The following is a 26747-nucleotide window of genomic DNA, read 5'->3' on the forward strand; positions in this document are numbered from 1 at the left end:
GCTGGCAGGTTCGTACCTCTACCCGTGCGGGAACGAATGATACCCAAAGCGTCGGGTAAACTCCGCCGCCTAGGCATTCCAACTGCTCGGGACCGAATTGTGCAAGCCAGTCTGAAACTGGTCCTTGAGCCGATCTTCGAGGCGGACTTTAAGCCTGCAAGCTATGGGTTCCGTCCTCGTCGCCGACCACACGATGCAATCGCTGAGATTCACATGTTCGCTAGTCAGGGATATACCTGGGTATTAGAAGGTGACATCACGGCGTGCTTTGACGAGATTGACCACTCGGCCCTAATGGATCGAGTCCGTCATCGAGTTGGAGATAAACGCGTCTTGGGGACGGTGAAGGCACTCCTGCATAGCGGCATCCTCTCTGAGGAGGGCCTAACAAGAGAGACCAAGAGCGGCACGCCTCAGGGCGGGTTATGCGAAGCTTCGCATAAGGATCCTTATGAGAAGTAGACGATTATGCGAAGTTGACGGACATACTCCCATGTCAAGGTGTATCCATGGGCGCAGTAGCTTCGCATAATGCGTCGTCACTTTGTTGAGGACTTGCAGGCCATTGAAGAGGTCAGCAACGCCGGTCTAATCGGGCAGTCTCGGGGTGGTGTGTTCGGATGTCTCTCAACGTTCCGGTCTCCTGACGAGACAAGAAATCATATTGTTGGTCTAAAAACCCTACACCTAACTCCTCAGTGAGGTCTGGGGCGTGCTCGGCCTCCAGAAACGCAGCAGTACGGCTCCACATGCGCCGATAGTAACTGATCGTCCCCTCGGCGTAGTGCAGCCGATGTAGCTCCTGTTCTAAGGCAGTGGTCAATTGGAAAAATGATTCAGACATGAACTAGGTACCTCCTCAATGGGTTAGCGGGATCGTGAAGATCCTCCACTCCACTTTGGCCCATGGTGACGTTATGCGAAGTACATAAGACCTGGATGCCAATCTGACCTGCGAGTCTGGGTGTCAACTTCGCATAATCGTCTACTTCTCATAAGGCGGGATTCTGTCACCACTACTTGCCAATATCGCACTCTCGGTACTCGACGAACACTTCGCCGAAGTCTGGGAGCGCGATATGGGAACTCGTTCTCAACGAGCCACGCGCCGGACGCACAAGCAAGCCACATACCGACTCATTCGGTACGCGGATGACTTTGTTGTAATGGTGCATGGAACTGAGGAACATACCGAGGCCTTGCGAGCCGAGGTTGCAGTGGTACTCTCCAAGGTAGGTCTACGCCTATCACCGGAGAAGACGATGACCGTCCACATTGACGAGGGGTTTGACTTCCTTGGCTTTCGCATCCAGCGACAGACCAAGAGAGGATCAAACAAGGCATACGTCTACACCTGGCCATCGAAGAAGTCGCTCTCCTCGATAAAGGCCAAGGTGAAGGCGATTACCAAACAGGGAACGAATAACCCGCTCTCTAGTCTCTTAGCCCAGATTAATGGTGTTCTGAGGGGCTGGACAAACTACTTCCGGCATAGCGTATCCAAAGATAGCTTCGCCTATCTGCACCAGTACACCTGGTTGCGGGTAGTGCACTGGCTACGACGGAAATATCGCCGTGCGAACTGGGGGTGGCTGCGACGGCATTACCTGGCCAACGCCTGGATGCCCGAGCAAGACGGTGAAGTACTCTTTGACTGCAGAGCAGTCAAAGTGACCCGCTACCGCTACCGTGGTGCGGCAATCCCTTCACCGTGGGTGGGGACAGATGAGAAGGCATCTTAGCCAGATGGCATAGGTTCGGGGAGAGCCGGATGCGGTGGAAGTCGCAAGTCCGGTTCGGAGGGCGGACCAGAGAAACCCACCAGCGGAAACGTTGGCAGGGCGTTCTGGTCCGACCCTACTTGGGAACCGAGGCCCTCGAAGACGTACGCAAAGACCTCTGGCGGGAGATGAGGAAGCTTCCCTCACCAGTCTATGCCCGTAAGTTTGCTGGAGCACGGTGGGCTCTGTTGAAGAATCCAGGAACCCTGACCAAACGCCAAGGAACAGCTCTCGCGGCCATCAAACGCCGCGGGGGAGCCTTATGGCGAGCCTATGAGATGAAGGAGTCCCTACGGGCAATCTTTGCTGGAGACCTCGAAATCGGCGAGGTGAATGAGATGCTTGATCACTGGTGCAAGCGGGCCTCACGTTCGAGATTGCAAAGCTTCGTTCGCCTCTCAAAGACCATCCGAACTCATCGAGACGGGATTCTTGCCTCCATCAGACTTGGGGGTCCAACGGGAGGGTTGAGGGACTCTAACGCATGAGTCCGCTCCATCATCGCTCGCTCCTATGGGTTCCACTCTGCCAAGGCTACCCTGGCACTAGTGATGCTAGCTTGTGGACCGATTGACTTGAAGCTGCCCTACGAGACGGCATTTTCATCCACATGAATGTCAGGAGAGCCCAAAACCATCCAGATACGTGAGACAGTCAAAGCGAGGAGCTAGTTTCGCGTACCACCGATGGAGCTATGCCCCAAGGATTTTATGCTTCACAATCGTGTGAGGTTTAATCTCCCAGGACTTCCCATTACCCTTGAACTGCCATTCTAGCAGACGATTTGGCTTGAACTCAGTGGAGGGATTCTCCATCACCGTCCTAGATGGTTTACTACTGGCCATGCCAAGCGGCATCGGGATAGAACTATGGCCAGCCGTACCCTACAAAGATGACTAGGAACAATAGTAGATAACTGGCACCGTCTCCTTGGACTCTGTGCCATTCGCGTCAAATACGCAGGCGTCGATCGGAGTCTGATCATCCGTAAGGCATAGTTCCCAGGCAGACTGGACACACTCTGGAGCATATATATTTAGGAGGACAGCACAGTTGCTAAAGTAGGGTGGCGGGGAGGAACTGCCCCTCCCCGCTCCCGTCAAACCGGACGTGAACCTCTCAATTCATCCGGCTTCCTGCTCGCAGCTGTTCTGTGTTGGCTCATCACCATTGCTAGGTTGGCTAGTTCATCACAGCCCGTTCGCCTGGGGCCTTTGCTCGACTCTCATTACAAGACCTTCATCACTAATACACCCCAGTCCGCCCCAGCGCGTAGCATCTGAGTACTCTCGCCTTCGGCTTTCTGGCCTCGGCGTACTCGGGTTCCCTGGGTTTACCAGGGACAACTACACGACTGGTTCCTCGGTTCGATATGAAAGCCAGTACTACGCTCATGCCACCTCTACGCCGGACACCGCCTGACCAGAACGAGACAACCTGCCAGACTTATCCGGAAGCAGTCTTGCAACCCCGGTTCTGATGTCCTCTTGAGCGTTTGAACTAGGACTACGGCTCAGATCCTGGTGAAATCTATCCACATAAATGTCAGGAGAGCCTATTATACTAATGGTCGCCATGCGGATCGTCCATACCTAGAGAGAGGACCGCTAATGATTTGTGATATGTGTGGGGCACGTATGCCGGCAGAGTCGGTTAGCTGTCCTAGTTGTGGTCAGTTGACAGGTTTTTGTACCGGCTGTCGAGCGTCAGTTCCAATGGGGAGCACCCTCTGCGACAGCTGTTTGGCGTCTACCCCCAATCAAGACTCAAGCCAGGTCGCCACCGAGTCTCGCCCCAACTCCCTGGCCTACCAACTCTCGCGATTCGCCCCTTCGGTCCGCTACTCTATACGCGACGGAGCGATGATGGTGCTCGGTCTCTACGTCTTCCTCGTTGTTGTGTCAGTGGCAGTCGTCGGTGTAATTCACGGGAGCGGTCTTGGGAATGCGGGCGTTCTCCGAATTGCTGGATGGCTAACCGGACTGACCTTTCGGGGACATTTGATCGCCGCCGCCGGTAGCGGGAGTGAATTTAATGCTAGTCTAAGTGCTTACATCCAACTCGGTTTGCCGTTCGTACTTGCTATGAGCGCAATAGCTGTGCTCGCTAGGCGCACCGAGCGACTACACCCGTCGAAAGACTGGCACCAGATGTTACTTTATGCCACCGCAACTGGACTCGGTGCAGGCGTTGTAACGATAGTGATTTCTTTAATCACTTCGGCGTACGCGGACTTTGTTGTGGGTGGACTAAACATCAACGCTGACGTCCATATGAACATTGTTTCGGCTTTCCTTGGAGTCTTCTTTTTCACGGGCATAGTGGCCGCAGTGACCAAAATCGTCACCGCCTGGAAAACCGAGGTCATTCCCGAAAGGCTTCGCCACCACGTTGCTCTATGGACGCCGGGTGCTATAGGTTTTGCCTGGTTCGCTACGGTTGGCGTAGTCCTGTCCGCACTGACACTTATCATTACTCTTCTGGTGTTACCCTCATCGGCTCAGGTGTGGCTCACTACATTGACCGAACTTCCTTTTATTCTTCTCTGGGTATTCATGGTGAGCTTCGGCATACCTGTCTCTGTTTCGGGCTCGCTAGGATTGCTCGGCTCGGTTGGTGGAGCCACCAGCCAGAGCGTGGGGCTTACCTACGGGTCCTGGCCCGTCGCGGCATGGCTGATTGTGCTCATACCTCTTACGGCGTTGATTGTGGGAGGAATCAAGATCACGACTAGATACCCCGCTCAGCCAAAACCAGCGTGGGCACACTGCTGGCGAACCGCGTTGCTAGGTGCAGTCGGTGGGTGGCTCACCAGCTTCCTAACGCTGATTCTCATAGGAGGCAGCGGGAACGTCAGTATGTTTTCGGGACAAATATACGGCTCCATCGGAGTTAACTGGGCAGTTGCTATAATAGGTGGGGCAACAATCGGGGCACTTATCCCGCTTGTTGGCTTCTACTTAACTCGGCTGCTCGGTGCTCGTTTGCCCAAGCCGATCGCCTTTGTGGTACTCTTCCACAAAGGTACAATCGACCCCAGTTGGGAGCAGATTCTCGGTTCTACCAACTCGCTTAATACAGGGGTATCGTTCGGCGCCCCCGGAACGGATGAACGGCACTCATCGGTGCTAAGCGACAGAATTAACGCATCCGGTCTTATGTCGCTTCATCCGAAGCAACTAGCCAAAACATTTAGGATGACCAAGCGATGGTGGATCGGGGTTGTTGCGACGGTCAGCCTCGCAGTAATGGCGGTAGCCGCAGTAATTGTCATTAACGTTATGGGATCTGCTTTTACTCCTAGCTCAGTAGCCAAAAGCTATCTAAGCGATATTGCTACTGGTAACGCCTCCGGTGCGTTGTCACGGGGCGGTGGTCATTGGGCGGGGCCGTGGTTGACCTCTACTGTACTCCGCCGACAAGACGCTGCTTCGCCAATCAGCCATATCGTCGTAGGTACCGCCTCAATCCAAGGCTCGACCGCCACTGTTCCGGTTTCGTATTGGGTAGGGACTACTCCGGTACTGCACGACGACCTGACACTCTACAGATCAGGCTCACAAGATCTATTTTTCTCCCATTGGATAGTGGCCACTCCTGTCGTCCGACTAGGTACGCCATCTGGCGGGGTGTTCGTGGACGGTATAAAGACCCCCTCGAAAGGGGGCACAATCCTAGTCTTCCCCGGATCGCCCATCAAGACGACGCCCCCGGATTCCGACCCTTACGTGTCGACTCAATTAACCCACAGTGGATCGTCGGTATTAACTCCAGGTGCTAGCACTCTGTTGGGTGTCAGACAGCAACTCACTCCCGTTGGTCGGCACACTGTTATCTCTAGCATCGACAACGCTCTCAAACGGTGCCTCAGCTCCACCTCGGTCACTCCTCCTGGTTGCCCATTCAACGATCCCTACGCTAGCTTTTATCAGCCCATCAGTCATATACGGTGGACTGTGTCGGCTATGCCGTCGCTTCGTAACGTCGCGCTCTCCTTGCATGGAAAATCTCTCGTAAATGTTGACGCTCAGTACGACGTCATAGAGGTGAATTGCAGCTACGATTACTCTTCGTTTTTTGGGACACAGAGCAACCAGGACACCGATATTTCAGCTATGACTACTGCCTCGGTCACTCTAACGCCTCACGAGACGCCAAAGGTTACCTTCCAGAGCTTTCAATGACATCCCCAGCCGCGCCCGATGACGTCACTTGCCTATTTTGTGGCGCATTCAATCCTCGCGAGGCAAACTTCTGTCACGTTTGCGGACAGGGCAATCCTGGATTAACACCAACAAACCAGGAGGCCCCGCATGATCCGATCGAGCCAGTCGACCTAACGAACAGGCAACTCAAAGTCGGTGTCATTCGCCGTCACCCCTGGGCGACATTAGCCTGGTTGCTGCTTACGGTGGGCATTTCTGCCGTTGCCCTAATGACGGGTATTGGTGCGGCATCCATTCCACCTGTTGTGATTCCCGTACATGGGATACGTCCATGAGCGCTACGCTCTCTCGCAAGAAGCAATTTTCTATTGGTTTTCGAACATTGGCTGTTGTGGTGGTGCTCAGCATGCTTGCTTCTACCGTGGTAGTGACTGGTGCTCGCGCCGCTCAACAAGCGTGGGTCCCCACGACACGAACAATCCAGATGCATGTCGCACTCCGGGGACAAGTGGTAAAATCCGTCACCTTCGCCGGTTACCACAGCGTCGACGGCAAACTGCCCACATCCATAACGGCTCGAATGGACGCTACCGGCCTCGTCATTGCCTGGAACCGCTCAGGCGCTCCGGGTGGGATGGCTATCATTCCCGTCTCCACCGTTCTGCGCAATATTCCTCAGACTGTGAACTATACCAGTACTGCCGAGGCTTTAGTTGAGCTTTCGGCGTTTCCCTCGTCGTCTCCTATCCTGTCAGCATCTATTGAGATGGCCGCCATGGAAAGCCCGAGTTTCCCAGTCTTGGTATCCTTGTTGGCATCCGAGGCAGATAGCGATCCTCGCTATCTATCTAACCTAAGTCCCGCCGCCCATACCGCTCTCGAACAGACCGACAGTGAGGTGCAGCAACGTCTCGAACAAATCTTTGCCTTGCCCACTATTCAGGAGCGGCCACAACTAACGAGTGGCACCACAACACCAACCACTGCTACAGTACCGCCAATCGCCAGTGAAGCTCTCGACTCTTTAGTGCCTTTGTTGGACCAATACGGCCAAACCGCCTGTCAAAATCATGCCATTGCCCAAGCTACCTGTCTCGAGGCTCCATTGCCTTCCATGCATCAGTATCTGGATATGACCAATTGGTCGCAATCATGGCAGCTTGTCTATAAGACAACCGACTTACAGTCTCCTGGTGGTGTTGCAAATCCAGTTGCTATACTGCCGCCAGCGGTAAACGCGCCGTTCACTATTAGTGGTGCGGTGGCTACGGCAGTCCAAACGATAGCATCGCCCGTGCTCAACGACAATATCTGTCAACAAGCCGCGAACGTTCCTGATCCAAGCCAAAACGACTGGATACAACCATCCGCCTGCACCAATGATGCCGTCTCTTCCGCATTACTGAGCCAGCTCACCCTTACTTCCCAGTCATCGACGGTACAAGCTTATGTCTCACGATCATCAGGACTAGAAAAGGGTGGTCTCACCGTCGTCGGCGCGTTGGGACCTCGGGTTACGGCCCCCAACACGCTGCTCGGGTTCCAGGAAATATTAGCTGGTGAAGTCAGTCTTGGGATCACCATGATCTCACAAGTCGTGGTACCTATCGCGCAGATCGTTCTTGATCAGGTCATTAGCAATATAAGCCAGAGCGACACCGCCGACGAAGCTACTGCTAGCGTAGAGACCAGCACGGAGGTATCCCAATCAGAAAGTAGTGTCGCCAAATTGGAGGCTAGCGAGGCTGACGCCGGCACGAACCTAGCTGGCGATTTAACACTATCTCCATCGTTGTCGGAATCTTCTGTTTTTGCGTCTATGGGGAAAGAGACGAAGGCAGAGGCATCTCAGATGGTGACCGTTGAGGAGTCGGATCTGACGACTGATAGCAAGCGAGCAGAAAGCGAGTGGGCTCTGCGACCGCAGGCAGCAGGGGCGTCTGCGTTGTCGGCAGTAGTGGACGGTTTTCTTGGACAAGGCAATTACGTGAGTGCTATTGATTCTTCCTTGATAAGTGGTCAACCACTAAGTACGCTTAGCTTTCTAAAGACGTCGCTGGTCACCACTCTCTCGGTTCTTGACCACATCTCTTATCTTTTGCCTGTGCTGTTTCCGGCGTTCTTTAATAACGCTTCTTTGATGGGGATATTCTCCGGTGCTGCATTTAGCTACAGCTTGCCACTAATACCGTTTGTGGGTGAGGTCGCAGGAGGAGTGGTTGATACCATCGATCAAGCAGTTGGCCTCGTAGCCGACACTCAAAATTTGATTGGATTAGGAGAATCTATCGGCACGGGGGATATGGTTCATTCCTATGCGCCGCTCGATGAGCTGCGACAAACAGGCTCCACCTCCGTGGCACCCCTCTATCAATTAGTCGTGCCTCGAAGCCTCTATCAAGTGCTTAACAGTCGTCTTACTGCTACAGCGGTAATTGGACAAGACCAAGGCAGTGGCGCGACGTACACTTTAGATCCAGCGTCTCAAGTGGTTAACGATATTGTAGGAGTAGGCAACGTAACCCAGCTCAACGAGCTCCATCTGGCAGCGTCGGGTACTGCCGCGATCTCCACGCCCGCCTATCTGGGCCCAATCCAGTTCTCGGTGATGACGGCTCGGCTTCCGGTGGGGCAAGGACCGGTGAGCTTCGCACTGCCGTCCGCCACCTCTCGTGACGTGACTATTGCCTACGAAGGCAATGGTACGCATCTTGTCACGGTGCAGGGGACTATCACTAATAGCATCGCACTGTCCTCGGACGGGCACAGTGGCATTGTAGCATTCCGAATTTCGGCACCCAGCGTCACTTCCAGCACTATGCCCTCCCTCGAAGGAGGATTCGTATTCGCGGCGACTGGACCAGCGGCCGGGCAACTGGTTGGGTTGATCGAAATGACCTCGGGCAGACTGCTTACTGCCGTCACCGGACTGGGTGCTCGCTATCTCTTCTGTCAAGCCGAGCCGACTTTGTGTGTTCAATCATGACTACGTCTCGCCATCGTCGACTGCGCATGGTCATTATCTCCGCAATATTGATTGCACTAGTTGCGACTACTTTAGTAGCGCTCCACTATCACTATGCCTCCACCTGTCAACTCGACGCCGCCTTCGGTGTGAGTCCCACCCTACCTATTAGGTTGGGGTGCTACTTATAAATTGGGGGTCTACTTCTGACTTACGAAGATAAGTCGGCAGTCTCGTCCTTGCGCCAACGACCCTTTTCTGTCGCGCGAGGCTCCTGCACCGTGAGTAGTTCAGCGTTGAGTTCGCACGTTGAATGATGATCGGTGCCATGACCAGGAACCGGATATCGCGCCGCTTTAACTTGGCCTCTCGCTTTCATCGTCACCGTCCTTTAGCCGTTAATCACTTATCTTGGTGGAGGTGGCGGGAGTCGAACCCGCGTGCCGCGACCTGTCCTCAATCCATGTAATTTTGCCAAAGCCCCATAACCTCTGCAGACCCACTTGATCACGGGAAATCTCACCATAGGTGATTGACAGTCAGGAATCAAGACCGAAGGAAGCATTCCTAGATCAACAGCCCTACGCTGCTTAAGGAACGGAACAATATCGGATCGGCCCTAGCAGGGACCAAACTGCATCCCAGGTGTTCGCTTCCTATGGCGAGCCTTCAATCTAATCCGATACGACAAGGCCCTATAGGCTCGCGAGGTCGTTCGAACGGATCACTCCAACGAAAACTATCAGCAATCCAGAACGTCTCGATGTGTAAACACTGATCCATATTTCAACAACGACTCTCTCACGAGGTAGGCCATCCACTTGCCTAGGACCTCGGCCCGGATGTGTGTTGACTGGGCGGGCGCACAGTCGCCGCCCACGCTAGGAGCGGCGAGCCCGGGCGCGCAAATATGCCCCGCTGGGCGGCCTTGATCTGCCAAGTGTTGACACGCTCGACCCACGCAGCAGGAAGCACTCGATCTGCATCCGTCTTCGCGAGCGACACGAGCAGCGTCGGGCTGAAAGGCATAACCACGATATTCGCGCCACCAATCGGCATGCCTGCTTCGATGCCTTGGCGGAGGCCCGCCTGATCGGAGGTAATCACAGGAACATCCCCGATCAGGAACTCCGAATCGGCGGGTGGGCGAAGAATCTCAAGGCCAGCATCGGCTATTAAATCGGTTGCCTGCTTGAAGAGGTGGACTACACGGTACCGGAACATCACTCCGGAGTCTACGAGGTTGGCTATATCGTCATGGAATTTGCGTATGATCATCTCTTTCTCCGAGATGGCTGGCGCGCCGTCACTCCCGGTCTTCAGTCGGTACAGGGTGTCGACTAGTCCTGGACTGCTGCGAAGATTGTCTACTATCTCCGACAGCGACTGCTTCCAAAACTTATCGTCCAGATTCTTGACATCGAAGCTCCGAGCATAGTGAAGCGCGATCGCCTCCTTTAAGGTGTTCACATGCTCAGGGTGCTCGAACAAGCACCCCGCCTCAGCCGCTGCGATTGCTGCGGGAAGATCGGTCTCGACCCTGCCCCAGACCTCCTCGGTCCGCCTGCTGTCGATCTTCACAAATCTGTCCAACTTCGCGACCCCCCGTGGTTCCACGTCGGGACGGAGGCCATACTCCGTCGAGTAGTGTCCCATCAACAGTCCCTTCGGAGTTGCCAAACGGAACCCCCGGAGCAGCGTTAGGGAAACGAGGTGTTGCTCGTCACGTCTCGGCGCGTTCGGATCGCTGCCAAGGGTCGCTTCATAAGCGAGCTCGTGCAACTCCTCCTCGCTCATTCCCGTTGCGGCAGAGATGGTCTTGATCTCGCTCAGGAAGCGGGGAAGGCCGTAGTTTAGAATGTATAGAACTGCGTTCTCGGGACTTTCTACGCTCAGCAGCTTGCCTAGAAATTCATAGGCATGTTCGAGATATGTCGTCACGGATCAATCACTATCGACTTCGACCGTGACAATCGGACAGGACAGGTGGCCGGCAGCTCGACGGCCCAGAAGTCTCGATCGTCGTCCCAGTCAGCGATGGGATTAAATAGAAGTCCATCAGAGGTCCATGCAAGTTCGTAGCTCCATAGTCGGTAAATCGCCTTAGGGCTTCGGAGTAGGTGCAGTGAACGGAGCGAGCAGATTATCAACTCCGAGTCCACCACCATCTTGGGCCAACCCTCCGGGGAGTCCAGTTGCCCGAGAGAAGTCCGACGGAATGGGTTGTCCGCGATCAACCCCACGACCCAGTCACCCTCGTTTTCATCGTGCTCTACGACGAATCCGACGACATCCAAGATGACCCCCTGGTTTCCTTCGATGTGATATCGTGCGACCGATTTCTCACCACGGGGTCGGAAATACAGATTAGAAGTAATGCCAAACTGTTCGCAAAGATGGTGCAGCGGGGCCGGATCTATGGGCACGCCATTCAGCTGAAACGACAAAGAAGGTCGCCACACTACCCGCTCATCCCATGCTGCAAGCTGTCCAGTTAGGGTATAGAAGCCGAGTTCGTCATAGCTGTCGGCATAACAGAACTCCTCGGTGTGATGTAGGTCCAGAAGTCCCTTATAACGGGTCTTCCAGTCTGCCAATTGCGCAGCAAAGGCATCAGCCCCGGTGCCATGCCAAGTGTGCGCTGATTGTTGTATACTCCATCGACCACTACTTGTGACCCATCCAAGCGTTGCCAGTCTGTTCAAGAGTGCGAGTAAACCGTGCTCGTCAGTCACTTCAAGCGGGATGTCAAGAACCACTCCGAATCCCGCTCCGGGTACCCAATCGATGTCGAAGAGTTCGCGCATGAAGATGAACCGGCCAAACCTACCTCCGCAGTAAAGCCAGCTTGATCGAGTCCCATCGCTGAGCACGAAAGTCTCTGGACTAGATGGGAGACTATTCGTCTGCTCTAGGGAGTTGACCTGTCGTTGATTCGACACAAAGATGGCCTTAGCGTGCGTAACCATGGCGTCACGCTTTCTCCGGAGCATGCGTGGAAAATCCTCCGCGTTACCTACGACTTGCTCCAACTCATCACCGGTGACTAGTAGGATCGGGCGCTCCGGCGTACCCTGGACCCTGTCGATCGCCCCCTGGGTGAACCCCGAATAGCTCACGAAGAGCCCAAGGACGTTTGCTGCGGTACGTCGAAGCCGATCTTCAAGACCCTGAACCTCGGCAGGACCTGGCTTCCTCTTCCACCATTTCGCCTCTACAAGGTAGATCTGGCCGCCCATCTTGGCCAGGAGATCTACTTGCCGACTCCCTCCAACGCTTGGATTTTGGATCACCTCAAAGTGGGCAGAGCGAAAAAGCGAACCGATGAAAGCCTCGAATTCGAAACCGCGCCGTCTTGGGTCAACGAGTACCTTCAACCGTTCCCAGTCCCTAACAATAGTGGACTCGTACCTCATGGTCACACTAACACCTGCGATAGGGTCCGCTAGTCGCTCTCGGCTCGCCTGAGGTTTCCTCGAAATTATGCCACCTATTCTTGCTCAAGGGTACACCACCTGCGCAGTATCGCTCAAATGTGCCCTCCTGTTCCCGTTGAACGCCACCCTCCTAGAGGGGTCAAAATGGACTGTTTGAACTTATAGTAGCAAGACTACAAGTCGCCTTCGTCTGAGTTGAATCGGTTCTATTATCAGGCTTGAGGCGGTTTGCTTGCTTCCCTAGGGCTACTTTGCGATCATAACACACTCCCTTACCCAATTTACATTTTAACTGTCACGCCATGACCAAGTCGCTGCTAGGCATTCCAATCTCGGCAAAAGGTGATCACGCTCTAGAACAGTCGTGTGCTATAGCCTCCAAACACTCCTTCTACCCCATTCACCCGCGCTGCCTTGCCCCGACTCAATAGCAGTGGTATCGTGCATCCAAGAGAGGGAGGCATGGATGCTTGTACTAACACGCAAGGATGGCGAGAAAATCATGATCGGAGATGGCATCGAAATCACCATCGTCGAGACAAAGTCTGGTTCGGTGAAGCTCGGAATCGTGGCCCCACCAGAGGTAGCGGTCATGCGCGACGATGCGCGGGTCGTCAACTAACCCAAAACCAAGAGAATCGCCACTGTCGACATGTTTAGCCCGGCATCGTAGTCTTTGGAACCACAGCCGCAGAGTTCGACGCCCACAGTCCGTAGACGTTCTGCGAGGCACCGGGTCCTGCGATCTCAATGGTATAGCTGCCTGGACCGAACGTCTCAGACCAGAGGTTTTGTTGGGAGTCACCCGGCGTTTGATTGATCCCGTTGGTATCGGTGACATTAGGTTGTACAACGCCGTTCACAGAGATGCTCGTTTCTCCATAGCAAGGGTGGCCTCCGGGTGGGATGCCATACGTGATGGTCGAAGACTGGCCAGCCGGGACCGTGAACGAGTAACTCGCGTTTCCATTGACCCAGCCACCATCTGCCGATGGGCTCGCGTCAGAACCAGCCGCATAGGAATACCCGTACAGTTTGCGCCACCCAGGGTTGAGCGTGGTAGTACCTGCCGCAAAGATCGGTAGATTGGGTCCACTCGACGGTGAGCTCGTGTTGGTGGTCTGCACATTGGTTGCGTAGGTCCCGGTTGCGCTTGTCGTAGCGCTGACGGAGCCGAGAATCGGCATCGGCACCTTGAAATTGATGCTGCACGCATAGGAGTTCGTCGTTGCGCTGCATGACCAGTTGGTTATGTAGGGTTTACCCGTGAGGAGGCCGGCGACAACAGCATTTGCCGCGGTCGCGTCCGCGGCTGATTGTGTACTCAATAACTGGTAGTTCCCCAGGGTGTTCAGGGTGCTGACGTCCTGTGCCGCCGCAGCAACCGCGGTCTGTGCAGCAGCATGCACCAGGATCGCGACATGGACGTAATCGAACACGCCCAACACCGATGTGATAAAGATGCTGAACAACAAGACTGGGAAGAGGACGAATGCACCCATTACTCGGCCACCTGCTCTACCGGGACGCTAGCCGTCGCGGTCCAGGTGGTACTGATGTGTTTGCCGAGGAACGTTCCGAGATCGACGGTACAGACGCTTGAGACCACAAACGACTGACCAGCTTTCACTGGGACGCTCACGCTTAGAGGTGCACACTGGGTCTGTGCAGATTGTGGAATCGCCTTGGCAAACACCTCCTTTGCCACTGTGGTCGCCTGCGATGCTTGGGTAGGGAACTGGAACTGGGTTGCCGCTCTGGCACTCACGAGCGCTGCGTCATCAACCATGGTGCCCATGAGCGCGTACACGATCATCAGTACCGCAGCGACGATGAGGACAAAGGACAACATGATGCCAAGCGTCATCTCCATCGTCGACACGAGGCCGCTCTGGTCGCTCAGTGTGTTTTGCAAGCGCGCTATCATGAGGTTCGCCCGCCCTGCTGCCAGATCGACACGGCCTTAGCGCTCCAGACGATCGGCATGTTAGCAACTGGGATCACTACCCGACGCTCGACCACAACCGTGCAGACGGGTTGAGCCGCAGAGCATGGCTCAAAGACCACACAGGCGTTGGTATTGGGCGAGCACTGTGACTCGGAGGTGACGATACCAGTGGAGCCCGCCAGGAGATAGGTACTGCTCTCGGACTTGGCCTCCGAATTGGCGAAGGTCGCCGTCGTAGAGGCCTCAATAGCTGCCAAGTGGTGAGCGACAATCGCAGATAGCGCCTGCGCACCCGCGGACCCGATGAAGACTCCCCCAAAGACGAAGATCACCGTGAAGAGAAATACCTCCATCGCCAAGCCCAGCGCGTCATCGACTCCCCCATGGATACATCTGAGTCTTGTTCGCAGCACGGGCCTGATCCTTTCTTGATCTCGTAAGTCGAGCAACGCCACTAGAGCGCGTAGGGGTTCACGCGCCCTAGTGACTGTTGGCTCGGGGTTAAGGGAGTTGGCTAATCACGGTATTGGTTTTTGTCGTGGTACTTGTCACGCCCGGCGCGATGATGTTGGTGTAGAGCGCGATAGCGACGCCAGCGATCACCATGATCCCGATGACCCATGCGATGGTGGTCGTTAAGTCTCCACTCTCGTCAAAGACCAATTGTTGCATTCGCATTGGCATGACCCTGTGGAGCCCTTCGCCAATCCAGGCACCAATAGTCGTGTACCAAACATAGATAGTAAGCATTATTCACCTCCCTCCCAGAGATACTCGTAATGGATTCTAACTAATCATCTACATATAGGTGTCTGTTCTATTTATGTCACAGTCCACCTTTCCCGAACGCAGATAACATAGGCACCATGATGAAGACCAACAGTGGCATGATCTGGAGTAGGGCAAATACCGAGAGCTTGGGTCGCTGAGCTTCGAGCTTCTTGGCATATCCTCGCATGAGTGACTGCTTCATCGTGCGCGCCTGTTGTAGGATCATGTCCGAGAGAGCATCCGGAGAGAAGAGCGATCCTCGCATGGTCTCACCGATGAGTTCGAGCTCGGGGATGGCCCAGTCTTGTCCAAGATCCAACATCGCCTGGGCAAGGCTCGCGTCCTCGGCGACACCCTCGCTGCTCATGGACTCAGCAGCACTATCGATACGCTCCTGGATCTCGCGGGTGATCCGGAACGCGACTGGCGAATAGGTCACCTCCTCCATCTCGCGCAGGGCAATCTCTACAGGGTGAGTGCGAAGCTCAACACCAAAGACCATGAGATACATGGTGAGCACGGATCGGAAAGCTTCGCGTTCGGTTTTCGCCGTTCCCTCGATAGTTGCCTTTGTCAAGACCGTACTGACAGGTACGCTCGCTCCAGCTCCGATCACAAAGGCAATACCAGGAATCAGTAGCCCGAAACCAGCGAGCGCCATCGTGAAGGCGACCGCGGCTGAGATGACCAAGCACAACACCAGACTGTTGGCGGTCTTGGCGTTGTAGTAGGTCGTGTCTCTGTCAAGAATAGCGAGCGCCTGGCGCAACTTTGGATCCTCGAGGGTAGTTCGGTAATGATTAACTCGCCCGACGAGATCGCGGACCCCAACACTCTTGGTGTCACTGCGGAACAACCACGTGATCCCCATGTTTCCAAGTACCACGACGGCGATGACCAACAGTGCCATCCCAATGAGGACATGACTAGTCATTCTGTGACCTCCTTTCGATCCTCACTCTGGTGGGCAGATATGTTCCCAATCTGTTGTCCGAGCCTCTCTCTGAAGGTCTGTGGGACAATCAATCGCGTCTCGGCGAGCGGTGCAGAGAACTTGCGAAAGAGAAGGAGCAGGCCGACCGTGACCGCCTCGATCAGAACAAGGACGATGTTGCCAGAGATGGTGTGGTAGTAGGGCATGATGAAGTTTCCCATAAGTGCAGCTAGTGCGATCTCCATGATGACCACTGCAGGGAACATGATCTTGGCGATAGTGAAGATCTCTCGACGCGCACCGAGCGCGGTGTTCTGCTCGGCCAGCTCATCTTTGAGCTGCTGCTGGATCTGTGCCATGACCTCATAATCTGCGTCACCACCGCTTGAGGTGAAGTTGGCATTCACCATCGCTACCACCACGTCGACCTGGGGATCCTCTCGCTTGATCGCAAACAGGGTCAGTGCATCGCGTAGCCGGATGACATAGCCACCGATCGAGACGTTGGCTAGGTGTAGATTCTCCCGCAGATCCGCCGCGGCGTCGGATGGCAGTGACTTCGCTGAGATCATCAGCGACTCCCATGCTGTCTTGGAGGTTTGTAGGAGATATGAAAGCGTCTGAATCCATGTGATGTTGGCCTCCATGGATACCACGCGCGCCTCCATAGGGTCCCTGCCAAAGAATGCGCGGGTCAGATACAAGATCACCGCCGAACCAACGGTAAGTACCGGCTGATGTGTGAAGATTGCCGCCCCAGCTCCGACCCCGAGAATAAGAACCCAGTCCTTAAGGGTCGTCCTGGCGATCGCAGATCTCGCTCTAGCGCGGGTCATGTTTGCAACGAGCTCGCCCCTGGTGGAGCGACGTTTGATTAGATACTGTCCCCAGAGATCGGTGACTCCCCACAGACCACCAAGCAGAACGAGCAGTCCCCCAAGGTAGAGGTAGATGGCGTACCTTTGTGCCACGGATCCAGTAATCATCGCCTGAACCATTAGTGCTCCCCCCTACGATCGCGAGCTCTGGGCGTGGATTCTGCCCCGAAGATTGCAGCAAAGACCTCAGCCTCGCTCGGGCTGGACGTAGAACCTTTCGGTTCAGACGCCGTCTGTGGAGCGACCGATGTGACAGCTTGGGACCCGTCTTGGCGCTGGTAGATCTGTCCCTCTGCGGACCCTTCTTTGGACCCATCGACGATGCCGGCCAACAGCGGATCTAAAGCGCGGTTTGGGACACGGGCGAATCCAACATCGCCACCATTGTCAACAAGTCGTACGCCAGTTCGGTTCACCTTGTCTTGGATGGATTCAGGGATAACGCCTCTCCATTTCGTAGTGCGCAGTTCAGAGTCGAACCCCCAAAGCTCTCCATATACCGGCTTACCGTCAGCACCAAGCTGGTGGGTCAGCACCCAAACGTGTTCGATCTGTCGCTCTGGATCGCGTTCATAGCGTTGGCGCACAAACAGGATCACATCGACAGACTCGGCCATGCGCTCGAAGACCTCGCGCTCTGAGAGTTTGGAGCCCACCATGTTCTTAATGCGGCGCCAAATACTCGCTGGCTCCTCCGCGTGCATGGTGAGGCCAGATCCTCCAGTGACGTTGGCGACCGTGAACCAGTCGATGATCGAATCATCGAGCGCCTCTCCAATGACGATGCGATCTGCCATAAAGCGCTGGCTATCGCGAATGAGATTGGCCATGTTGCGCTCCTTGGTCGGTACGAGAGCCAAGATCATGTCATGACGCTCTACTCGCGAGTTGAGATCGAGTTCTGGGGAGTCCTCCACCACATAGAGGTAGTCGCTTGGATCAACACTGTGGAGGAGTCCCCTCAACAGAGTGGTCTTGCCAGAGCCCGTTGAGCCAACGACGAGAAACGTTGCACGTGATGCCAGCATTGCTCTGAGAAACCAGTACATCCCTCGAGTTGGGATCATCCCCATCCGGTAGATCTCATCCAAGTCCGGCTGACCGGTGCGGTTCATTCGGACCGAGGCGAGCACGGATCTCGTGTCGTGGAGCATGTTCGCTGCGATACGCACACGATGACTCGGTAGATAGAGGGTGATATGAGGAGATGAGTAGGTCCAGTTCACCGGCTGACCGGAGAACCTGATCGCCTTGCCACCAATAATGCTCTCACGAAATGTATTGAGGTTGTTCGCCAGCGGGTAGGCAAACTGTTCCTTGACACTCGATCCGATTCGATGCAATCCAATCTGTGCATCTTCTCCATCCATCCATCGAATGGTGACGTTGAAGATGGTCTCATCACGGATGAGTGTCTCAAGTCCGCCGAGCCCAACAAGATCGTCAGCGACCACTACAGCGAACTCACTCGCCTGGTTTGCACCGATTCCGAACTCAGCAGCTTGTGAGCACACCAGATCCTCGACGATCTTGCGCTTTTGGGCATAGGACGCCGAGCCCTGCACGGTATCACTAACCGTTGGATTGCGCGAGAACTTACTCACAGCGCTTTGGCGCTGTTGGGTCAGCCTCCAATAAGGAGGGGCGTCACCCTTTGATCTCTTGGTGGTGGCCGCGACCTCAGGCATTCAACTCTGCTCCTCTCAGGTAGTGAGCGAGATGGCTTACTCCATCTAGATATTGCTTGCTGGGCTTCTTGGCCTTCGACTCGGTGACGAGCGCATTTCGCCACAGGTGTATAGCGATATCCTCATCGAAGGGCAACACCTCTGCGCAAAGGACCCCACCAGTCGCATCGGTGACCTCTTGGGGCATCGAACGCAACTTAGAGATCACCACGATTGCCAGGCGATCCTGATAGAGGGTGAGTCGTGCGACTGCTCGTCGTGCCTCCTCTATGTTACGCACCACCACGAGGATGATCGCTGCGGTATTCAACACGCGGTTATGGATACCCATGTGCTCGGGTGCGACCCTACCCAGGTCAACAATGACATCCAAGTTGGTACTCAAGGCGAGGTCAACGCGCTTCTGCCACCACATGGGCTCACCAGGACGAGGAAAATCAGGGATAACCGGTGCGGGCACGACCGGCAGCTCCCACCCCTCGGGATTACGACCAGCGAGGCTGGGTGCCTGGACCTCTGAGAGGCCGAGGTCATAGCCGTCGGCCAAGAGGTCCGATAGTGACGCTGGCGTGTTAGAAGCTTGCGCATCAAAGCCCATAACCTGCATGAGGCTTCCACCGGTGATACCGAGCTCGAGCAAGATACGAGGGTGAAGCGGCCACAGGTTTGTCAAGTTGGCGGCTAGAGTTGTTGTTCCGACTCCTCCAGCAACCTGCGTGAGTACGACCAACGCCATGTTATCCCGATACCCGTGCTAGGGAGATGTCACTGTTTGCCCCAGCGGTGCTCAGTGTTGGGGCCAGATCTTTAGACACCAGGAGATCCACTAAGGTCCCAGAGCCCGATGTTCCAGGGATGATTGAGGTGACCGTTCCTGCGCCAAGCACCATGCCAGGATTCGCAACGCTCCCCTTTGGGCCAGTGCTGAGCGGCTGTTGACCAGTAAAGACCACCTCTACCCGACCTCCAACGTTAACCCCGGCACTTGGAAGGTGTCCTGGGGATAGGTCTAAGCCAATGACGGCCTGACTCACCCCGAGGTGTCCTGCACTCACCAGCCCGGAGGTCAGTACTTCTCCAGGCAACAGACCAACCGTGGCGTGGGCGGTGAGGATCTGTCCCAACGACAAGGCACCCGGTACACCGGGAGTTGAGATGTTCGCTACTCCTATGTCAGCAGGAATGATCCGTGCACCAGCAGGGATAGCTCTCGTTGTGACATAGACAGGGGTGGTGCTTGTCGAACGGCTCAAGAGAACGACGCCACCCGTAACTCCAACGAGTCCAACAGCGACGAGCAACATGACGCGCGCGAGTCTGCGTTGGGACTTACCGGGAGCGACTCCGGACTTGACTCGCGAACTACTCCGTCTGCGCTGAGGAGGTGCCTCGCTTTGCGTGACACCACCCTCAGCGTCTAGGTCCTTGGATCGCGCTTTCTTCTTCAACATCGCCTACGCAGCCGCCTTTCGTGAATTCAGATCCGGTCGCTACTGGTACTACATAGGCACATTTTTCAAAAAAGTATGGCCAGCGCAATAATCCACGAAATTATCGCAGCAATCGCAAGCGCTGGACCGGCGCGGAAGTGCCTGACATGACATAGCTGGAGGGCACTGAGAATGACTACGAGTATGAGGGCCCACCCCATGAGCGCTACAAGACCGGCAAGAACTGGGAACACTCCGAGCGTCAGCCAGGTTACGCCGATCATCTTCAAATCGCCACCGCCAGCGCCGCTACGGCCATGGCGCAGGCTCGCAAAGACGATCCAGACCACCGCGATGCAGGTAACGCGGATAGCAGCACCCGGCCAGCCATTCACATCCACCTGCAACGCGATGGAGGCGAGCGCGGCTGAGGCCATCAGTGCATTGGGAATCGTGCCGGTGCGGGAATCACTGAGCGCACCGAGAACGAAGATCCCACCAGTGAGACCGAACAAGGCGGCGACCAACCAGGCGTGCGTGACCAATAACACCCCGGTAGCCAACGCTGCGGCAAGGACCACAACCCCCATCAGTCCTACTGCACGCACCGGGACCAGGGTGTCGAAGAACCGTTCGTGACCCTGAGGCGACCAGTTTGAAGCGGGCTTCACCTGCAGGACCAACTTCGCATTTCGGTGCATACATACTGCGCAAGCGAAGCGAGAGTGGTGACATGCAAACGAGAAACAAGGCGGTGATCGTTGGATTGGTAGCGGGCTCGATCGCCTGGAACACCACGCGCGTCCTCCCCTATGGGATTGAAGCCGGTGTCTTGGCGTGTTGGGCCGGGTGCTTGCCCGACCTTGATGCTGCCTATGAGTTCGCGGGCGACCACGCCAAGTACCCGCCAGCCACTCTCACGCTTCCGTTTGGTCGAACGATTGTCGATCGCGTTCAGTCTGCGATGCACGTCAAGTTTCTCCATTCAGTTGTTGCGCTCATCGCCTTTGTAGCGCTGGGCGAACTCGTAACGCTCCTTCCTAGTACTATCTACGCACATTTTCAGATGTTCTTAGCTGGATGGTTCTTTTATGTGTTCGCCAAGTACTTCTTCAAGACCATCCTGAGACACCTCATACAAGACGCCATCTCCGCAATTGTGATCTATTGGGCCATCACTGGGTTTGTGATCTGGGCATTGGTCTCTGAGCACTTTCCAGGATTTCATCCCTTGCCCACCCGCTGGTTTGTATTGACACTCCTACTCGGCTTCGGTGGAAGCGTTGCGATCGAGGTCTTTAGCGCCAGAGGGACCCCACTGCTCTGGCCAGTTACCTGGAGAGTCCGGATCCCCATGCTGGCCGAGACGGGTGGGGTGCGAGAAGTTATCGTAATCGTCTTCTTCGTCTGTGGTTGGTGCTGTTGGTGGTGGTATCACTACCCCACCTTTCACTTGGTCGCCATGGACCTTGGTGCAATATTTCACCTGATGTGTCGGGATGTTCTCACAAAGGTGGAGTCATTTTTCTGACCGTACCCTAAGACATTCCCATTTAGCGCCTATGTAGTTAGTCATAGTCCCCGTCTCGCTTGAGGCAACGACCCGAAAGGAGCAACAGTGCCACTTCACGACTTCTGTCCCCTCAGGGAGGGTTCATGAACCACCCCAAACGCAAATCACTCAAGGACGGCAACGACCAAGGTTGGGTTGACTATCCACCCCTTTCAGAGAGGGAGTTGTTGAGTCTTCTTGTGCTTCTAGACAAAGCAGACCTGTGGCTTCACTGTGAAGAACACTTGACTGCGGGCCTTATGACTCTGGCGGTCCAGACCTATTTGGACATCGATGCACTTACAACAGTTGAGGCCATTGCTGATCAGCCCAGCCGACCCCGTGGTCTGTGGTCCGCGATCCAGCATGTACGCCAGGAACTTCTTGTGCACCTAGAGCAGCTCGACAAGTCCGAAACACATGATGCGCCTAGCGCACAGGAGGAGGAACAATAATGGCAAGACGAAAGCAAATGTGGTTCCGGATGTACACCAAAACCATGCGGGACATGAAAATTATGAGGCTGTCTGTGACCCACCGTTGGCTGTGGGTAGCGGTGTTATCTGCTGCCAGAGAGTCCCCAATTAGTGGAGAGCTGATGCTGACCCAGACCTTAGCTGTGGACGAGCTGAGTCTGAGCCAATATGCAAATTTACGCGTGCAGGATGTCCACGCAGGACTCAAACTCTTCCAGGACCTAGAGCTGATCTATTGGGATGACACAAAGAACGCTTGGGCTGTAACTGCCTGGTCAAACCGGCAATTTGAATCTGATGACGCAGCCGTACGGGTAGCGAATCACCGTTACAAGAAACAACATAGTAACGTTACAACGCCGTTACCGGTAACAACGTTGCAACACACCATAGACAGAGACATAGACATAGAAAAAGAAGCTAAAGCTTCTTTAGCCGAACAGGGAAAATACACCGAGCCACAAACCGGTCTTTCTGACCGCGTGAGCGAGCTAGCTGACTCACCTGAACTCAAGGTGGTCCACAACCCAATCACACCCTCCGCGGCGAACCCAAAGGCGAGACGTACAAGACAAACGCGATCAACCACTAGGGAAACCACCAGTGGTCCCCAGGTTAGGAAACGAGACCCGCTCTTTGACGCGATGGCTGTTGCCTGTGGGCATGATCTCGATAACCTCACCAAGTCCGAGGGGACAGCTATCGGGTCGGCGGTTGCAGAAGTCCGTCACCAACCGGATATAACTCCAGGGCTGATCCATGCCAAGGCTCAGGCGTATCGCTCGATGCACCCGGACTGGGAACTTACCCCGAGAGCGCTGGTTAAGCACTGGAGCGCGCTGGGACAGACTACGACTCCCTGGGTTGATCCACGACAGAGGGAGCTTGCTGACTTTCGCGAGAAGTGTGGGATCAAGGACACGTTTCACGAGGAGCTCATCAACCACCTGAAAGCAAGCGCGGAAAAGCCCATACTCCCACCGGGGGTAATACCCGCGGAACTCTTCCATCCGAACCAGCTGGAGTATTACAAAAAATACATGCCCGAGATCGAGATACGTTACACGGAGGTCACGAGCGATGCTTCCGATGTTCCACCAGTCGACCCCATAGTCGAAGATCCGCCGGAACCCCCTCGACCAGAACTTTTAGAAGAAGATTGGGGGTGAGCGTGCAGATTTCCGGAAAACCGGCCTATGTAGTGTCTGTGTGGTAATCGAACACATTACAGGGGCTCGGAAGTACACAAACTCCGCTCGGCCAAGCCAGCAACGTTCGTGCATACATATCACCGGGGACGAAATCCCTCTAGAACCTCGATCCTTAAGGACGGCACATGTTTGACCGACACTACACGACCAACCGAAATCCTGAACTCCAGTGGGAGAAGCGCGATGTCGTGATCACCCGCACCGATGGTACCATCGCGTTTGAGCAGCGCGGAGTAGAAGTCCCCGCAACCTGGTCGAACAACGCCACGACCATCCTTGCCCAGAAGTACTTCAGGGGGACCCCTGGCAGTGAGGAACGTGAATCCTCGCTCGCGCAAGTTGTTCACCGAGTTGTGGTTGCAATCGGGGCACGGGGTGTCGCAGACGGGTATCTGACGGATGAGAACGAGGTCGGCATCTTCCTCGACGAACTCACGTATGTCCTCACCAACCAGCTTGCATCCTTTAACTCGCCGGTCTGGTTCAATATCGGTGTTGAGGGAGTTCCCCAGCAGGCATCAGCCTGTTTTATCCTCTCCGTTGGTGACGAGATGGAATCGATTCTCAATTGGTATCGAGAAGAGGGGCTCATTTTCAAGGGTGGATCCGGCGCAGGTGTAAACCTGTCGGCGATTCGATCATCGGTAGAACTGCTAAAGGGTGGCGGAACCGCCTCAGGGCCGGTATCGTTCATGCGCGGAGCCGATGCCTCGGCTGGAACCATCAAGTCTGGAGGTAAGACGCGCCGCGCGGCCAAGATGGTCATCCTCAATGTCGATCATCCTGACATCGAGGAGTTCATCGAAACCAAAGCCAATGAAGAGCGCAAAGCACGAGTCTTGGCTCAAGCGGGTTTCGACATGGGCATCGACGGTAAGGACATCATCTCGATCCAATACCAGAATGCAAACAACTCAGTTCGTGTCACCGATGAGTTCATGGAGGCTGTTTTCGAAGATGGGAGTTGGGATCTTCGGAGCGTCACTACTGGTGAGGTGATCAAACAGGTGGCGGCCAAGGATCTCATGCGCAAAATCGCCCAGGCTGCTTGGGGGTGTGCGGATCCAGGGATGCAGTACGACTCGACGATCAACCGTTGGCACACCACGCCCAGTGCGGGGAGGATAAACGGATCGAACCCATGCTTCACCGGAGAGACGTTGGTGGCCACAGCGGACGGGCGCAATGCTGTACGGATAGATGAGCTCGTTGGCACCGACGCCCCCGTCTATGCCAAGGATGCAAAGGGCAACACTGTCATCCGAACTATGCGCAATGTCCGCATGACGAGAGCTAATGCCGAGATCGTTGAGGTAACACTTGATGATGGTTCTTCGGTGCGCTGCACTCCAGATCACCTATTTATGCTCAACGATGGCTCGTACATTCCTGTGATCGAGCTACAGCCAGGCGATAGTCTGGAGCGGTTCGACTCCGAACATGAACCGTTCGTCGTAAATCCAACTATCCCGGCCAACCATAAGGTTGCATCAATCAAACCGGTTGGACGCGCCGACGTATTCGATGGCGAGGTTGACGAGCTGCATAACTTTGCTATCGTCACCTCGGTGTCGGGCGAGATGCGCGCAGCAGCACTCTCGGGGGTATTCGTCCACAACTGTTCGGAGTACATGTCCCTCGACAACTCATCGTGCAACCTTGCCTCAATCAACCTACTCAAGTTTCTCAATGACGATGGCTCATTCGATGTGGAGTCATTCGTCCACGTGGCGCAACTCATCTACACTGCTCAGGATATCCTCATCAACCTCGCTGAGTATCCAACCGGGGCAATCGCAAGAACAACCCACTCCTATCGTCAACTTGGACTCGGTTACTCGAACCTTGGCGCATTGCTGATGACACTCGGTCTCCCCTATGATTCGCCGCAGGCTCGACAACTCAGCGCCGTATTAACCGCGCTCATGACCGGTGTTGCATACCGTACAAGCGCTGAGCTTGCCCGTCAATTGGGGCCATTTCCCGGCTACTCTCAGGATGCCGATGCAGTGCTCCAGGTGCTCGAGATGCACCGCGACGCGCTCACCAAGATCAATGAGAGCCAGGCACCTGTTGATCTACTCCAAACCGCCCGGGACGTCTGGGATGAGACCCTGACTCTCGCACGCGAGTATGGTGTTCGAAACGCTCAGGCGACGTTGCTCGCGCCAACAGGCACGATCTCGTTCTTGATGGACTGTGAAACCACAGGAATCGAGCCTGCGTTCTCGCTGGTGACATATAAGAACACTATCGACGGCTCGACCATGGTGCTTCCACTGCGCTCGGTTCAGGTCGCTCTTGAGCGCTTGGGATACAGTGCTGCCGAACGTGAGAGCATCGCTTCGTTCATTGCGAACGGGGATGGAGATCTTCTCGCGAGTGGACTGTTGCGCCTCGAGCACGGACCGATCTTTGCCACAGCTGTCGGCACGAATCCCATCTCAGCAATGGGGCATTTAGAGATGATGGCCGCAGTTCAACCCTTCCTCTCCGGCGCAATCTCAAAGACCGTGAATGTCCCTGAGGACACATCTGTTGAGTTAATCGAGGAGCTCTACATCCAAGGGTGGATATTGGGTTTGAAAGCCATCGCAATCTACCGTGACAACTGCAAGGTCGCCCAACCGCTCTCGGGCACCAGCACGGCTGGCGTTGAAGCCACCGATGACAACATCTGGCGAGACCTAGCGCTCGAGGCCGAGGGCATCACCACCGCACTCTCTCTGCGCGTCAGAGAACTCGAAGCGATGCTCGACAACCCAGTGCGTGAACGGCTACCGAGGCAGAGACGATCACGTACCTATGCCTTTGAAGTCGGGGGTGCTGAGGGATACGCAACCGTTGGAGAGTACGACGACGGACGGCCTGGTGAGATCTTTGTCAAGATCTCCAAGCAGGGATCGACGATCGCGGGCATCATGGACGCCTTCTCGATCGCAGTTAGCCTTGGGCTTCAACACGGGGTTCCCCTAGAGTCCTTTGTGCGAAAGTTCACCAATATGCGTTTTGAACCCGCTGGGATCACCGATGACGCAGAGTTGAGGATCGCATCCAGCCTGGTGGACTATCTCTTCCGACGTATCGCACTCGACTACATGGATGCCGATTCACGAGCAGAACATGGCATCCATAGTACGGCTGAACGAGCGGTACACGCAGCTATCGATGCCCAATCGAGCGAGACTACCCGAGGGACAAGCGCTGGGGGGATAGCAGTACTGACCAAGGCCTTGGGTCAAGAGCCACTGGATGCGATACCAAAGCCTGCACTTGGGTCAACCGTTCGAGTTGGCTCCGAGACGACACTGAAGGTTTCACCTCAACGGCACGTGGATTCACCGATGTGCTATACCTGTGGAACGTCAATGTTGCGGACTGGGAATTGTTATGCCTGCCCTTCGTGTGGCCAAACTTCCGGGTGTTCGTAATTTTTAGGGTTCTTGGAGTGTCTTCCATTGCTTGACTAAGGAAACGCGTAAAGTCGTCTCTGCGGATAATTTTCCGATT

The 26747-nt window shown here is 55.2% G+C and carries 21 protein-coding genes and 1 pseudogene; 10 read left to right on the plus strand and 12 right to left on the minus strand.

Annotated features, from left to right (window positions below; all coding sequences use genetic code 11):
- The 5 genes and pseudogenes from M7Q83_RS02375 to M7Q83_RS02395 all read left to right on the plus strand — a co-directional run.
- Positions 1-426: pseudogene (locus M7Q83_RS02375) on the plus strand (reverse transcriptase domain-containing protein); the annotation flags it as partial.
- A gap of 581 nt (positions 427-1007) precedes the next feature.
- Positions 1008-1742 carry a group II intron maturase-specific domain-containing protein gene (locus tag M7Q83_RS02380; protein ID WP_298335163.1) on the plus strand — a complete coding sequence of 245 codons (735 nt, stop codon included), beginning with the start codon at positions 1008-1010 and terminating at the stop codon, positions 1740-1742.
- A gap of 29 nt (positions 1743-1771) precedes the next feature.
- Positions 1772-2269, plus strand: coding sequence for a transposase (locus M7Q83_RS02385; protein WP_298334981.1), 498 nt, complete (start codon positions 1772-1774; stop codon positions 2267-2269).
- A 1227-nt stretch (positions 2270-3496) separates the two neighbouring features.
- Complete coding sequence (locus M7Q83_RS02390) at positions 3497-5965, plus strand: hypothetical protein (protein WP_298334983.1); 2469 nt, start codon at positions 3497-3499, stop codon at positions 5963-5965.
- A 616-nt stretch (positions 5966-6581) separates the two neighbouring features.
- Complete coding sequence (locus tag M7Q83_RS02395; protein ID WP_298334985.1) at positions 6582-8933, plus strand: hypothetical protein; 2352 nt, start codon at positions 6582-6584, stop codon at positions 8931-8933.
- 804 nt (positions 8934-9737) lie between these two features.
- On the opposite strand, the gene M7Q83_RS02400 is transcribed toward M7Q83_RS02395, so the two are convergent.
- Entirely contained in the window at positions 9738-10853 is a 1116-nt protein-coding gene (locus M7Q83_RS02400; protein ID WP_298334987.1) for a DUF4238 domain-containing protein, read from the minus strand.
- Positions 10850-12289 carry a restriction endonuclease gene (locus tag M7Q83_RS02405; RefSeq protein WP_298334989.1) on the minus strand — a complete coding sequence of 480 codons (1440 nt, stop codon included), beginning with the start codon at positions 12287-12289 and terminating at the stop codon, positions 10850-10852. Before M7Q83_RS02405 ends, M7Q83_RS02400 begins: the two co-directional genes overlap by 4 nt.
- Positions 12290-12815: 526 nt before the next feature.
- On the opposite strand from M7Q83_RS02405, the gene M7Q83_RS02410 reads away from it, so the two are divergent.
- Complete coding sequence (locus M7Q83_RS02410) at positions 12816-12971, plus strand: carbon storage regulator (RefSeq protein WP_298334991.1); 156 nt, start codon at positions 12816-12818, stop codon at positions 12969-12971.
- Positions 12972-13005: 34 nt separating this feature from the next.
- On the opposite strand, the gene M7Q83_RS02415 is transcribed toward M7Q83_RS02410, so the two are convergent.
- The 10 genes from M7Q83_RS02415 to M7Q83_RS02460 form a co-directional block, all read right to left on the minus strand.
- Positions 13006-13851 (minus strand): hypothetical protein, encoded by an 846-nt coding sequence (locus tag M7Q83_RS02415; protein WP_298334993.1) that lies wholly within the window; start codon positions 13849-13851, stop codon positions 13006-13008.
- Positions 13851-14216: a hypothetical protein gene (locus M7Q83_RS02420; RefSeq protein WP_298334995.1), complete on the minus strand. Its 366-nt coding sequence runs from the start codon at positions 14214-14216 to the stop codon at positions 13851-13853. Before M7Q83_RS02420 ends, M7Q83_RS02415 begins: the two co-directional genes overlap by 1 nt.
- Positions 14217-14272: 56 nt before the next feature.
- Positions 14273-14710: a hypothetical protein gene (locus tag M7Q83_RS02425; protein WP_298334997.1), complete on the minus strand. Its 438-nt coding sequence runs from the start codon at positions 14708-14710 to the stop codon at positions 14273-14275.
- An 88-nt stretch (positions 14711-14798) separates the two neighbouring features.
- Positions 14799-15047 (minus strand): hypothetical protein, encoded by a 249-nt coding sequence (locus tag M7Q83_RS02430; protein ID WP_298334999.1) that lies wholly within the window; start codon positions 15045-15047, stop codon positions 14799-14801.
- A 76-nt stretch (positions 15048-15123) separates the two neighbouring features.
- A complete protein-coding gene (locus tag M7Q83_RS02435; protein WP_298335001.1) occupies positions 15124-16002 on the minus strand; it encodes a hypothetical protein in 879 nt (292 codons plus the stop codon).
- Positions 15999-16988, minus strand: coding sequence for a hypothetical protein (locus M7Q83_RS02440; RefSeq protein ID WP_298335003.1), 990 nt, complete (start codon positions 16986-16988; stop codon positions 15999-16001). Before M7Q83_RS02440 ends, M7Q83_RS02435 begins: the two co-directional genes overlap by 4 nt.
- A gap of 11 nt (positions 16989-16999) precedes the next feature.
- Positions 17000-18568, minus strand: coding sequence for an ATPase, T2SS/T4P/T4SS family (locus tag M7Q83_RS02445; RefSeq protein WP_298335005.1), 1569 nt, complete (start codon positions 18566-18568; stop codon positions 17000-17002).
- The gene (locus tag M7Q83_RS02450) at positions 18561-19304 is read right to left on the minus strand and encodes a hypothetical protein (protein ID WP_298335007.1); all 744 of its coding nucleotides are present in this window, start codon (positions 19302-19304) and stop codon (positions 18561-18563) included. Before M7Q83_RS02450 ends, M7Q83_RS02445 begins: the two co-directional genes overlap by 8 nt.
- A gap of 1 nt (position 19305) precedes the next feature.
- Positions 19306-20019 carry a hypothetical protein gene (locus M7Q83_RS02455; protein WP_298335009.1) on the minus strand — a complete coding sequence of 238 codons (714 nt, stop codon included), beginning with the start codon at positions 20017-20019 and terminating at the stop codon, positions 19306-19308.
- A 65-nt stretch (positions 20020-20084) separates the two neighbouring features.
- Entirely contained in the window at positions 20085-20669 is a 585-nt protein-coding gene (locus M7Q83_RS02460) for a hypothetical protein (RefSeq protein ID WP_298335011.1), read from the minus strand.
- Positions 20670-20731: 62 nt separating this feature from the next.
- On the opposite strand from M7Q83_RS02460, the gene M7Q83_RS02465 reads away from it, so the two are divergent.
- From M7Q83_RS02465 to M7Q83_RS02480, 4 genes are all read left to right on the plus strand, one after another.
- Positions 20732-21529 (plus strand): hypothetical protein, encoded by a 798-nt coding sequence (locus M7Q83_RS02465; protein WP_298335013.1) that lies wholly within the window; start codon positions 20732-20734, stop codon positions 21527-21529.
- A 125-nt stretch (positions 21530-21654) separates the two neighbouring features.
- Entirely contained in the window at positions 21655-22005 is a 351-nt protein-coding gene (locus M7Q83_RS02470) for a hypothetical protein (protein ID WP_298335015.1), read from the plus strand.
- Entirely contained in the window at positions 22005-23195 is a 1191-nt protein-coding gene (locus M7Q83_RS02475; RefSeq protein ID WP_298335017.1) for a phage replisome organizer N-terminal domain-containing protein, read from the plus strand. The genes M7Q83_RS02470 and M7Q83_RS02475 overlap by 1 nt, the downstream gene beginning before the upstream one ends.
- Before the next feature lie 167 nt (positions 23196-23362).
- Positions 23363-26668 (plus strand): vitamin B12-dependent ribonucleotide reductase, encoded by a 3306-nt coding sequence (locus M7Q83_RS02480; RefSeq protein ID WP_298335019.1) that lies wholly within the window; start codon positions 23363-23365, stop codon positions 26666-26668.
- Positions 26669-26747: the final 79 nt, after the last annotated feature.

Source organism: Ferrimicrobium sp. (assembly GCF_027364955.1).
Lineage (GTDB): Bacteria > Actinomycetota > Acidimicrobiia > Acidimicrobiales > Acidimicrobiaceae > Ferrimicrobium.